We start from the raw sequence: 13,376 nt of genomic DNA on the forward strand, positions 1-13,376 counted from the left end.
TCTAATGTTTTTGAATAAACAATTTGGTATTTACATCATCAAAAGCAATTTCTATACCATTGTTTACAGTGTCCATAATTTCAAGTTCTTCGGTTAAAGTTTCTGTTTTGATATACTCAAGATTTGTATCTATGGCTTTAACAATATTATCATCTTTTTGAAGTACAACATTAATTCTGTCTGTAACTTCAAAGCCTGAATCTTTACGTAAATTTTGAATACGGTTTACGAGCTCACGAGCAATCCCTTCTCTTCGTAAATTATCAGTAAGTGTAACATCGAGTGCTACTGTTAAAGCACCTTCGTTAGCAACAAGCCAACCTTCGATATCTTGAGATGTTATCTCAACATCGTCAAGTCCTAAAGTAATGTTTTTTCCGTTAACTTCAACATCTAAAACACCATTTTGCTCGATTTTTTTAATATCTTCTGAAGTAAACTTTGAAATAGCTCCAGCTATAAGCTTCATATCTTTACCAAAACGTGGTCCTAATGCTTTAAAATTAGGCTTTATCTGTTTTACTAAAATATCTGAAGCGTCACTTAACAATTCAATTTCTTTAATGTTAACCTCATGTTTTATTAAATCGGCAACTGCAAGAATTTCTTCCTTTTGTTGTTCACTATCAACAGGAATCATAATTTTTTGCAATGGTTGACGCACTTTAATCTTCTCCTTTGCTCTTAATGACAATACCAACGACGATATTGTTTGCGCATTCTCCATTTTACGTTCTAAACTTTTATCTACAAAGCTTTCATCATATTTTGGAAACTCTGCCAAATGTACACTCTCAAAGTTTTCTTTTTGTGTTACTTGTGTTAAGTCTTGGTAAAGTTTATCCATATAAAATGGTGCAATTGGCGCGCCTAATTTTGCAAGCGTTACCATACAGGTATAAAGCGTTTGATAAGCCGAAATTTTATCGGTTTGGTAATCGCCTTTCCAAAAACGTCTTCTACTTAAACGCACATACCAGTTACTTAAATATTCTTGTGTAAAGTCTGATATAGCTCTTGCCGCTCTTGTAGGTTCGTATTCTGCATAAAACTCATCTACCTTCTTGATAAGCGTATGTAATTCAGATAAAATCCAACGGTCTAACTCTGGACGTTCTTCTAACGGAATATCGGCTTCGCTATAATTAAATTTATCTAAATTGGTATATAAACTAAAGAATGAGTAGGTATTGTAAAGTGTTCCGAAGAATTTACGTTTTACTTCCTCAATACCATCTACATCAAATTTTAAGTTATCCCAAGGGTTTGCGTTTGAAATCATGTACCAACGTGTGGCATCAGCACCATAAGTTGATAAGGTTTCAAAAGGGTCAGTAGCATTACCTAAACGTTTAGACATTTTTTGTCCGTTTTTGTCTAACACCAATCCGTTAGACACTACGTTTTTATAAGCTACTGAATCAAACACAATTGTTCCAATAGCATGTAGCGTATAGAACCAACCACGTGTTTGGTCAACACCTTCTGCGATAAAATCGGCAGGGAATGAAGTGTTGTTGTCTATTTTTTCTTTGTTTTCAAACGGATAATGCCATTGTGCATAAGGCATAGAACCTGAATCAAACCAAACATCAATTAAGTCGCTTTCACGCTTCATGGGTTGTCCTGATGGCGACACAAGCACAATTTCATCTACAATGTTTTTGTGTAAATCTAACTTTGCATAGTTTTCTTCGGAATTGTTTCCTACTTCAAAATCAGCAAAAATATCAGCTTTCATTACGCCAGCCTCAACAGCTTTAGCCATTTCAGCTTTTAGTTCTTCAACCGAACCAATACAGATTTCTTCTTTACCATCTTCGGTTCTCCAAATTGGCAACGGAATTCCCCAATAACGCGAACGCGATAAGTTCCAATCGTTGGCATTAGCTAACCAGTTACCAAAACGACCAGTTCCTGTTGCTTTTGGTTTCCAATTGATGGTTTCATTCAATTCAAACATTCTGTCCTTAACATCGGTTACTTTAATAAACCAAGAATCTAACGGATAGTATAGAATTGGCTTATCAGTTCTCCAACAGTTAGGATAGCTGTGTTTGTATTTTTCAACCTTAAAGGCTTTATTTTCGGTTTTTAATTTGATAGCTAACTCTACATCAACTGATTTTTCAGGAGCTTCGCCATCATTATAATATTCGTTTTTTACATACTTACCTGCAAATTCACCCATTTCAGGACGGAATTTACCTTGTAAATCTACTAAAGGCACCAAGTTTCCATTGGCATCTTTTACCAACATTGGTGGCACTTCTGGTGTTGCTTGTTTAGCTACCAAAGCATCATCTGCACCAAAAGTTGGCGCTGTATGTACAATACCAGTACCATCTTCGGTAGTTACGAAATCTCCAGCAATAACTCTAAAGGCATTTTCAGGATTGTCGTTTGGTAACGCATAAGGTAATAATTGCTCATACGTAATACCTACTAAATCAGCTCCTTTAAATTCTTTTACAACGTAGTATGGTATTTTCTTATCTCCAGATGAATATTCTAATAATTCTGGTTTTGTTTCAACACGTTTAAACTTTCCGTCAAATTGCTTGTTAACTAACGGTTTTGCTAGCACTACGTTAATTGGTTCAAACGTATATTGGTTATACGTTTCAACTAAAACATAATCTATTTTAGGTCCAACTGTTAAAGCTGTATTACTTGGAAGCGTCCAAGGCGTGGTAGTCCAAGCCAAGAAATGAATAGTTCCTTCATTTTGTAAAAAGTCAGGAAGTGATGCTTCATTAGCTTTAAACTGCGCAACAACCGTTGTATCTGTTACATCTTGATAGGTTCCTGGTTGGTTCAACTCATGCGAACTTAAACCTGTACCAGCTTTTGGCGAATACGGTTGAATGGTATAACCTTTATACAACAAGCTTTTGTTGTATATCTGCTTTAGTAACCACCAAACCGATTCCATGTATTTAGGTTCATAGGTAATGTATGGATCGTCCATATCAACCCAATAACCCATTTTTTGAGTCAGGTCGTTCCAAACATCAGTGTAACGCATAACTGCTTTACGGCAGGCAGCGTTGTAATCTTCAACCGAAATGGTTTTACCAATGTCTTCTTTTGTAATTCCTAATTCTTTTTCCACACCTAATTCAATAGGTAATCCGTGGGTATCCCAACCAGCTTTACGCTTTACTTGGAAACCTTTCATGGTTTTGTAACGCGGAAAAATATCTTTGATAGCACGTGCTAAAACGTGGTGTACACCAGGTAAACCGTTTGCAGAAGGAGGCCCTTCAAAAAACACAAATGGTTTAGCGTTTTCACGTGTGGTTACACTTTTTTCAAATACGTTATTTTCTTGCCAATAATTGCCAATTTCTTCAGCAACTTTTGGTAAGTCAAGACCTTTATATTCAGGGAATTTCTTACTCATTATATCATTAATTCGTTTCGAGGTGCGAAATTAATGATTTTTAGTAAAATAGGCGTTGAAAAATGTATCGAAAAACCTATTAAGCTATCTTATTTTGTAACTATCGGCAAAATCATAGGTCCTAAATAAAAAAACCAAACCACAAAACTGATAATTGATGCTGGGAAAACAATATAAAGAATGTTCTTTTTTATAGTGACATTAAAACATTTAAAGAATAAATATCCTGCTAAAAATAAAATGGAAGTATTTACTAAAATTCGAAATACTTGCTTTTTTATATCAATTATATAAACTGAAATATTATTAAAAAATTCTAATAAAAACTCAAGACTATCAACTAAAGAAAAACTAAATAAAGCTAACAAAACCCAATCAACTAAATTAAAGTTTTTCTTTGTAGAGGTTCTGTTTTTTAGCATATACCAGCTTACAACAGCCACTATAAATAAGCTTATATTTACTATTAAATTAAAATCATCAAATTTTGAGCCTAAAGACTCTTGTAGCTGTTGTATTTCAAAACACCCGAGTAAATACCCCAAATAGTTGTACGTAAAAACCTCTGATATTTGACCATCGGTTATCAAAGCGTCAAATAAAACATACGTGGCATTATAAAATTGTGTTTTAATTGGAAAAAACAGAATAAATAATACAACTATAAAAAAATCTCTCTTTGAAAATTGAAAAGAATTATTAGCTACCATTTCACTAATAAATTTAAACAATAAAATCTACCAAATCCTCAATTTTCGAAATCATTTGAATCTTGATAACTGTATTCTTGAGTGAAATTTTATTGTATTTAGACACGAAAATGGTTGAAAATCCTAGCTTTTCAGCTTCTAAAATACGTTGCTCAACACGCTGAACAGGCCTGATTTCACCAGACAAGCCAACCTCTGCTGCAAAACAAAAGTCTTTTTGAAGAGCTTCATCCTCATTTGACGACAAAATAGCAGCTACTACTGCTAAATCTATTGCTGGATCATCTACAGTAATTCCTCCTGTAATGTTTAAGAAAACATCTTTTGCACCAAGACGAAAACCTGCTCGTTTTTCTAAAACTGCCAAAAGCATATTTAAACGCTTTGCATTAAAACCAGTAGCACTACGCTGTGGTGTACCATAAACCGCTGTACTTACCAAAGCCTGAACTTCTATCATTAAAGGACGTAAACCTTCTAGTGTTGCTGCAATGGCATTTCCTGAAAGTTCTTCATCTTTTTTTGATATTAATATTTCACTAGGGTTTGACACTTCTCTTAAGCCAGAACCCTGCATTTCATAAATACCTAATTCACTAGTTGAACCAAAACGGTTTTTATTTGCCCTTAAAATCCTAAAAACATGATTACGATCACCTTCAAATTGTAAAACCGTATCAACCATGTGCTCCAAGATTTTTGGTCCTGCAATATTTCCATCTTTGGTAATATGACCAATCAAAACTACAGGTGTTGCTGTTTCCTTGGCAAATTTTATAAGTTCTGTAGTACATTCTTTAATTTGAGAAATACTCCCTGAAGACGACTCGATATAGTCACTGTGCAATGTTTGGATAGAATCTACAACAACGATATCCGGTTGTAAATCTTCAATCTGTCTGAAAATATTTTGGGTTTTTGTTTCTGTTAAAATATAGCAGTTATTACTATTAGGATTAATACGTTGCGCACGCATTTTTATTTGCTTTTGGCTCTCTTCTCCAGAGACGTACAGCGTTTTGTAGGGTAGTTTTAAAGCTATCTGAAGCAAAAGTGTACTTTTTCCTATACCAGGTTCGCCTCCTAATAGCGTTAGAGATCCAGGAACAATACCACCACCTAGAACACGGTTAAACTCTTCATCATTTGTATTTAATCGCGCATCTTGAGAAGCATCTATTTCATTAATTAGTAATGGTTTTGATGTTCTTTTTGCGGCTGATGTTGGAGATTTCCAATCGCTTTTTTCAGGTTTTTGTATTACTTCTTCAGCAATGGTATTCCATTCCTTACAAGATGTACATTGTCCTTGCCATTTAGAATATTGGGTGCCGCAATTTTGACAAAAAAAAGTGGTTTTTACTTTAGCCATTAATATCCAAAATCTGCTTTAATTTCATCAGCTTTTTCGAGCATTAAATCTTTTGTTAATCCTGCTATTTCCTCTAAAACATATGCTGATTGATAGGTTTTCATTGCTTTTTTTGGCTCGCCTGTTTCCTCATAAAAACGTGCAATATAGTAACTTCCTAAAAGCGTTTCAGGATATTGCTTTCTCGCAATTTTCCCTAACTCTTCAAGGTATTCATACTTTTCAGATTTATTTATAGCAGCTTCTATGGCTTTAAAATCGTTTACAAGAATTGGCTTTTCTATACCAAACAAATCTTTTATCATTTGGTATTTTTCTGTAAGGTAATCAACAGGAGATGATTCTAATTTTACAATTGTTTCACGATATTCTTTTATACTTATTGGCCTGAAAACAAAGAATATATCTTCTAACGCATTAGGAATTGCATGAGCTGGTAATGCATAATGCGAAGGCCCTTCAAAATTATCAAAACTAAAAAGAAGGTTTTTGTTATCTATAGCCGAAATGCTTGTATTTAAAGTTTCAGTATCAGCTTTTATACTTTTTACATCATCACTAGACGTTGCTAAATAGTAAAAAACTTTACTTTCAAGTTTAGACATTTTCTCCGTAAGATAACTATTCATATCTGGAGCTAAATCTGGACTTATAGAAACGTACGCTTGAAATAACGGAACACCTTTTAATAGATAATAATTAATATAATTTGCTGTTTCTCCATGTCCTACTGCTACTCTAAAATTTTCTGTTCGGTAGTTTTTTTCAATATGCGGAATTAACTCTGTGCCAACAAACTCAAAAAAAGCAGCCCCTGTTTCTATTGGTAATGAGTTTTGTTCTGAATAATAACTATCATCAAATCGTTTATCCATTTGGTTTATTCCAACAACAATAGCTTCTGGCATATCTTCCCAGTATGAATAATAATCAACATTCCCTGCTACTGGCTCAAACAAGTAATCACCATCAAAAACTACAATTATTGGATAACTTTTATCACTATCGTCATATCCTCTTGGTAATTGGATTTTTAACTCACGTGTTTCTCCTAGTTTGATAGACTTTAAAGGCTCATAAATAACCTGACTCTGTATCGCTTGCACTGAAAACAGAACAAGAAGTGCGTAGATAATTTTTTTCATTAGGCGTATATTGAATATTATAACGGCAAGTTATGAAATAAAGATTAAAAAAAGTGTATTGTTTTTTTAAGAAGAATATAAATTCTTCTACAATCTTTTTTTATTGTAAAGTGGTAAAAATATAAGAGAAAACCCACCACAAATCACAAGCATTAATGTTTGTGATGACCAAGCAATCCAACCAAAAGCAATACTTGGTGATTGCGCAATACCAAATACTGCAAATGCAGCAAATATCGCAACCGGATAAGAACCTATACCTCCATTTGTAGCTGCAATACTAAAACTTGCGGATATAAAACCTATCAATATAGCTCCAAAAGCAATACCATGCAATTCAGCAACGGCAAATGTGGTTACATAAAACATAAGCACGTACATAATCCATATAAAGATTGTATGCGCAATAAATTGCCATTTTTTCTTCATTTTAAAAATGCTAAACACACCTTCTTTTAAACCATTTATGAAATTTTTGATTTTTATTGCAAATGAAGATTGACTTTTGTTTATAAACAAGATTAAAAGCCCAAACATTATGGCTAAAAAAGCTAAACCAAATGCTATAGTAAATGGGTTAAACCTATCTATAAAAAAAGCATAAATGTAGTCAAATTGAAGAAATAAAGCTATGGCTATAATAAGCAAAAGCAGAATCATATCTGCAACACGTTCTGCCACTATGGTTCCGAAACCTTTTTCAAAAGGAACTTGCTCGTAAGTTGTCAAAACCGATGCTCTTGCAACTTCTCCAGCTCTCGGCACTGTATAATTGATAAGATAAGCAGAAAACACAGCCATGATACTATTAGGAAGTTTAGGCTTATATCCCATAGGTTCTAACAAATAAAGCCATCGATATGCCCGAGACAAATGACTTAAAAAACCGAAGAAAACACCCAAAAACACCCAGTAATAATTTGCGTTTTTAAAGTATTCTAATAATTCGTTAAAGGGCACTTTAGACAAAGAATACCATATTAAAAAAACTCCCAATAAAATTGGGAGCGATATTTTTAGTATACTTTTTGTCTTGCTATTCACACGCTATTTTAAAAGATTTGTGGCTTCATCAGGAAACACTAACGAAGGCTTAAATTCTTTTGCTTCGTCCATAGTCATAAAGCCATAGGTGATTAAAATCAGTACATCTCCAGGTGACACGAGTCTTGCAGCCGCACCGTTTAAGGTAATTTCACCACTTTTTCTTGGTCCTGGGATTGCATAAGTTTCTAATCGTGCACCGTTGTTATTGTTTACAATTTGAACTTTTTCTCCTTGTACAATATTTGCTGCATCCATCAAATCTTCATCAATAGTGATACTACCAATGTAATTTAAATCTGCACCTGTGCATTTTACTCTGTGAATTTTCGATTTTACTACTTGTACTTGCATACGGCAAAGATAATTAATTTAGGGCGATATTATCAATTAATCTAATATCATCTGCATATACTGCTATAAAGGCTCTATATGCTTTTTTGTTTGACTTTCTTTTTATTGGTTTTAATGTTTCTGAATCAGCTATTACAAAATATTCTAACTGTAATAATTCATTTTCTTTAAACTGATTTTCAACCCATTCCACCACCTTATTAGCACTTTTTGTGCCAAACTTTTCTTTGGCTTCTTTTAGTGTTTTATAAATAAAAGGTGCTGCTTTTTTATACGCTGGTTTTAGTCGTTCATTACGAGAACTCATTGCTAATCCATTTGTTTCTCGGTGAATTTTACAACCTACAATGGCAACTGGTAAATTATGCTTTTGAACCAGTTTTTTTATGATGGCGAGTTGCTGAAAATCTTTTTCTCCAAAATAAGCATTGTCTGGAGTTACTATTTCAAACAAACGTTTTACTATGGTACCAACACCATCAAAATGACCTTGGCGAAATTGCCCTTCCATTTCAAATTCTAATCCATCAAAACTAAAATGTTCGGCTTCTGTTTTTCCTTGATAAATATCATCAACAGAAGGCGCATAAATAACAATATCTTTAGATACTGTGCTTAAAAGCGCTGTATCTCGCTCTAATGTTCTAGGATATTTTTCTAAATCTTCAGCATTATCAAACTGTGTTGGATTTACAAAAACACTAACAACAAGTATGTCATTATTTTCTAATCCTTCTTTTACTAAAGACATATGTCCCTCGTGCAATGCACCCATAGTTGGTACAAAGCCTATACGTTTACCTTGAGCCTTTAATGAGCTTATTAGGTCTTGTATTTGTTTCCTTTTAGTTAGAACAATCACTTTTAATAAAAAATTAACGGGTGCAAACTTAATACTTTACTGATAATCTGCATAAAATTTTGTACTTTTGCGTGTTTTTTATTCTGAATTCACATAAAAACAAGATAGTTTATGAAAGATAAGAGGATATTGTATGTATCATCTGAAGTAGTGCCTTATTTACCTGAAACCGAAATTTCTTCTATGTCATTTGAAGCACCTAGAATGGTGAATCAATTAGGAGGTCAAATACGAATATTTATGCCAAGGTATGGCAATATAAATGAAAGGAGACATCAATTACATGAGGTTATAAGACTTTCTGGTATAAATCTGGTAATTAATGATCTAGATATGCCTCTAATTATTAAAGTTGCTTCTATACCTAAAGAGCGTATTCAAGTTTACTTTATAGATAATGACGAATACTTTAAAAGAAAAGCAACACTTACAGACGAAGACGGTAACTTATTCCCTGATAATGATGAACGAGCTATCTTTTTTGCTAAAGGCGTTATTGAAACAGTTAAGAAACTAAACTGGTCTCCAGATATTATTCATGTTCATGGTTGGCTTGCGTCCTTATTGCCATTATACCTAAAGCAATTTTATAAAGACGAGCCTTTATTTAATGAAAGTAAAATAGTTACATCTGTGTACAATCAAAGCTTTGACGAAACGTTAAATAAAGACATGCACAAAAAAATTCAGTTTGACAACATAGATAAAACTGCTGTAAAAACGCTTGAAAACCCAACTTACAACAACTTAATGAAAGTTGCTATAGATCATTCTGACGCTTTAATTATTGGGTCTGAAGAAATTCCTGACGAGTTAACAAATTATTTAAAAGACTCTAAAAAACCTGTTTTAGATTATAAATCTAAAGACGAATTCAGTGAAGCTTACACACAGTTTTACAATACTGAAGTATTAGATTAAATTTTACGTACTTTAAAAAAACAATGAAAAAGAAAGAAAATCATATTTTAAAATCAATAAGCTTATTACTGCTTATTGCTATAACATGTATTGCCTGCGAAAGAGATTTCTCTTCTGTAGAAAGTGATTTAGAAGGTTATAAAAACTTCAACACTAACTCAATGCAGTTCCCTATTGTTGCTTACAATAAAAAAACTGGACCAGTACAGACTAACAACTTATCAAGTAATTTGCTTGGGGTTTATAACGACCCTGTTTATGGTCAAACTACAGCATCAATTGTTAGCCAAGTAGTCCCAACAACTTATAGCCCTGATTTTGGAGAAGACCCAGAAATAGTAGATGTAATATTAACAGTCCCTTACTTTGTTACAAACCTTAACACTACTGATGAAAATGGGTTAGCAATGTACAACATAGATTCACTGTACGGCAGCTCTCCAATAAAACTAACAATCAGAGAAAACACTTATTTTTTGAGAGACAACAATCCTAATAATTTAGATGAATCTCAAAAATACTATTCTAATGCTGGTCAAGCACTAAATATTGATAATGAAGATGGAGAAGAATTCTTTGTAAACGGACAGTTTTTCCCTAATAATAGTGAAATAGTAGTAACAGAATATAATGAAGATACTGGAGAAGATGAAGAGGTTGAAAGAATAACACCTAGCTTACAAGTTTCTCTTTTCAACAGTACTGATAATGAAGCGTTTTGGAATGACTTGTTTTTTTCTCAAGAAGGGACTTCCGCATTTAGTAACGCTAACAATTTTAAAGACTATTTCAGGGGCCTATTACTAAAAGCTGAAGCTGTTAGCGAATCAGGAAATATGGTGATGCTAGACCTTACAAATGCATCAATAGTTGTTACTTACTCTAACCCAAATGATGCCGGTACCGCTAGAATTAACAGCGAATACAACTTAATCTTTTCAGGAAATAAATTAAATATTTTTGAAAACGACCCATCAAACACCATTATAAATCAAGCAGATGCTAATGCTAATTCAACAACAGGAGATGAGAATCTATATATAAAAGGAGGAGAAGGATCAATGGCGGTTATTGACTTGTTTAATGGCCAAATGCTTGACGAAGATGGAAACCCAGTAGATTCTAAAGAATACTTTTTAAGCAAAAAAGAGGATTGGTTAATAAATGAAGCTAATTTAGTTTTTTATGTAAACCAAGATATAGTAAATCAAGAAGAACCAGACAGGGTTACGCTCTATGACTTAACAAATAAAGAGGCAATAATAGACTACTCTTATGACACTTCAACAAATACAGCTTTACCGCTTTATTCAAAAATAAATTTCTCTAAAATATTAGAAAGAGATAGTAACAATAACGGTGTTAAATATAAAATTCAAGTTACAGAACATTTAAATAATATTTTATTACGAGATTCTCTGAACCTTAAATTAGGTTTATTTGTTACTACCAATATAAATGGAGAAACAAATTCTGCTACTTTAAACAGTGAAGATGACTTTGTTCCAACAACAACAGTTTTATCTCCTAGAGGAACCGTTTTACATGGAAACACAGCTGGTGTTCCTGATGACAAAAAAGCATATTTAGAAATATATTTCACTGATCCAAATAATTAAATAGAATAATTTTATGTGTGGTATTGTAGGTTATATAGGCCATAGAGAGGCATATCCAATCATTTTAGAAGGGTTAAAACGTTTAGAATATCGTGGTTATGATAGTGCTGGTATAGCCCTATATGATGGTACAGACCTAAATGTTTGTAAAACAAAAGGTAAGGTAGCCGATCTAGAATCACGCATAGAAAAAGAATCAACAACCAAAGGATCTATTGGTATTGGACATACACGTTGGGCTACACATGGTGTTCCTAATGACATTAATGCGCATCCACACTACTCAAATTCTGGTGATTTAGTTATTATACACAATGGTATAATAGAAAACTATAGCGCTTTGAGAAAAGAGTTAATTTCAAGAGGCTATAGTTTTAAATCTGATACCGACACAGAAGTTTTAGTCAACCTTATAGAAGACATAAAACGTAAAGAAAAAACAAAACTAGGTAAAGCAGTTCAAATTGCACTAAACCAAGTTGTAGGCGCTTATGCTATTGCCGTTTTTGACAAGAATAAACCAGACGAAATAGTCATAGCTCGTTTAGGAAGTCCGCTTGCAGTTGGCGTTGGAGACAACGAGTTTTTTATAGCAAGTGATGCCTCTCCATTTATTGAATATACAAAAAATGCCATATATCTTGAAGATGAAGAAATGGCAATTGTAAGGCTAGGTAAAGAAATAAAAATCAGAAAAATAAAAGATGACTCATCAGTAGATCCTTATGTTCAGGAGCTTCAAATGAATTTAGAGCAAATTGAAAAAGGAGGTTATGAGCATTTTATGCTAAAAGAAATATACGAACAACCACGTGCTATTTTAGACACATTTAGAGGTAGACTTCTTTCTAACGAAGCTATTATAAAAATGGTAGGCGTTGAGGATAATATGAAAAAATTCCTTAATGCTGATAGAATAATAGTTGTAGCCTGCGGAACATCATGGCATGCTGGTTTGGTTTCTGAATACATCTTTGAAGATTTAGCAAGAATCCCTGTTGAAGTTGAATATGCTTCAGAATTCAGATACAGAAATCCTGTAATAACAGAAAAAGATATTGTTATTGCAATATCACAATCTGGTGAAACTGCTGATACATTAGCGGCCATAAAACTAGCTAAATCAAAAGGAGCATTTGTTTTTGGTGTTTGTAATGTTGTAGGTTCATCTATAGCTAGAGAAACCCATGCGGGTGCCTACACACATGCCGGCCCAGAAATAGGGGTTGCTTCTACCAAAGCATTTACTACACAAATTACCGTACTTACGTTAATTGCATTAAGATTAGCTAGAGCAAAAGGAACAATTTCTAGCTCTGATTTTAGACGTCACTTAATAGAATTAGAACTTATCCCAGAAAAAGTTGAAAAAACATTACTTTCTGATAAGAACGTCAAAACTATAGCTAGTATATACAAAGACGCTAAAAACTGCCTTTATTTAGGAAGAGGTTACAATTTCCCTGTTGCTTTAGAAGGCGCATTAAAACTAAAGGAAATTTCATATATACATGCAGAGGGTTATCCTGCTGCTGAAATGAAACATGGACCAATAGCCTTAATTGATGAAAACATGCCTATCGTTGTCATCGCTACGAAAATGGGGCATTATGAAAAAGTTGTTAGCAATATAGAAGAAATTAAATCTAGAGAAGGTAAAATTATTGGTATTGTAACTGAAGGTGATGAGACTGTAAAAAAACTTGCAGATCATGTTATTGAGGTTCCTGAAACGTTAGAGTCATTAACTCCTTTATTAACCACAATTCCATTACAACTACTATCTTATCACATTGCTGTGATGCTTGATAAAAATGTTGATCAACCTAGAAATTTAGCAAAATCCGTAACGGTAGAATAATCATTTTTTAAACTACAGTAAACGAATATTTTACCAATTATTCTACAATTCACCAATTAAGAATATCATAATTTTAGGCATG

General features: G+C 33.2%; 10 protein-coding genes. 3 read left to right on the forward strand and 7 right to left on the reverse strand.

Annotated elements, in window-relative coordinates:
* Window position 1: 1 nt before the first annotated feature.
* The 7 genes from ileS to panC all read right to left on the reverse strand — a co-directional run bounded on the left by ileS (window position 2) and on the right by panC (window position 8,893).
* A complete protein-coding gene (ileS, locus tag ACN5J3_RS06065; protein WP_418511121.1) occupies window positions 2–3,406 on the reverse strand; it encodes an isoleucine--tRNA ligase in 3,405 nt (1,134 codons plus the stop codon).
* Between the two features lie 89 nt (window positions 3,407–3,495).
* Window positions 3,496–4,116 carry a hypothetical protein gene (locus ACN5J3_RS06070; RefSeq protein WP_418511122.1) on the reverse strand — a complete coding sequence of 207 codons (621 nt, stop codon included), beginning with the start codon at window positions 4,114–4,116 and terminating at the stop codon, window positions 3,496–3,498.
* A 13-nt stretch (window positions 4,117–4,129) separates the two neighbouring features.
* A complete protein-coding gene (gene radA / locus ACN5J3_RS06075; protein ID WP_418511123.1) occupies window positions 4,130–5,488 on the reverse strand; it encodes a DNA repair protein RadA in 1,359 nt (452 codons plus the stop codon).
* Entirely contained in the window at window positions 5,488–6,633 is a 1,146-nt protein-coding gene (locus tag ACN5J3_RS06080; RefSeq protein ID WP_418511124.1) for an alpha/beta hydrolase, read from the reverse strand. The genes radA and ACN5J3_RS06080 overlap by 1 nt, the downstream gene beginning before the upstream one ends.
* A gap of 87 nt (window positions 6,634–6,720) precedes the next feature.
* Window positions 6,721–7,677: a lysylphosphatidylglycerol synthase transmembrane domain-containing protein gene (locus tag ACN5J3_RS06085; protein ID WP_418511125.1), complete on the reverse strand. Its 957-nt coding sequence runs from the start codon at window positions 7,675–7,677 to the stop codon at window positions 6,721–6,723.
* Between the two features lie 3 nt (window positions 7,678–7,680).
* Complete coding sequence (gene panD / locus ACN5J3_RS06090) at window positions 7,681–8,031, reverse strand: aspartate 1-decarboxylase (protein ID WP_344726639.1); 351 nt, start codon at window positions 8,029–8,031, stop codon at window positions 7,681–7,683.
* A 13-nt stretch (window positions 8,032–8,044) separates the two neighbouring features.
* On the reverse strand, window positions 8,045–8,893 hold the full coding sequence (gene panC / locus ACN5J3_RS06095; RefSeq protein ID WP_418511126.1) for a pantoate--beta-alanine ligase: 849 nt from the start codon (window positions 8,891–8,893) through the stop codon (window positions 8,045–8,047).
* A 111-nt stretch (window positions 8,894–9,004) separates the two neighbouring features.
* On the opposite strand from panC, the gene ACN5J3_RS06100 reads away from it, so the two are divergent.
* The 3 genes from ACN5J3_RS06100 to glmS are packed head-to-tail and all read left to right on the forward strand — an operon-like array spanning window position 9,005 to window position 13,294.
* The gene (locus ACN5J3_RS06100; protein WP_418511128.1) at window positions 9,005–9,814 is read left to right on the forward strand and encodes a glycogen/starch synthase; all 810 of its coding nucleotides are present in this window, start codon (window positions 9,005–9,007) and stop codon (window positions 9,812–9,814) included.
* Between the two features lie 23 nt (window positions 9,815–9,837).
* Window positions 9,838–11,433, forward strand: coding sequence for a DUF4270 domain-containing protein (locus tag ACN5J3_RS06105; protein WP_418511129.1), 1,596 nt, complete (start codon window positions 9,838–9,840; stop codon window positions 11,431–11,433).
* A gap of 13 nt (window positions 11,434–11,446) precedes the next feature.
* Window positions 11,447–13,294, forward strand: coding sequence for a glutamine--fructose-6-phosphate transaminase (isomerizing) (glmS, locus tag ACN5J3_RS06110; RefSeq protein WP_418511130.1), 1,848 nt, complete (start codon window positions 11,447–11,449; stop codon window positions 13,292–13,294).
* The last annotated feature ends 82 nt before the right edge of the window (window positions 13,295–13,376 follow it).

The sequence above is a fragment of the Corallibacter sp. genome, assembly GCF_048381695.1.
Taxonomy (GTDB): domain Bacteria; phylum Bacteroidota; class Bacteroidia; order Flavobacteriales; family Flavobacteriaceae; genus Corallibacter; species Corallibacter vietnamensis.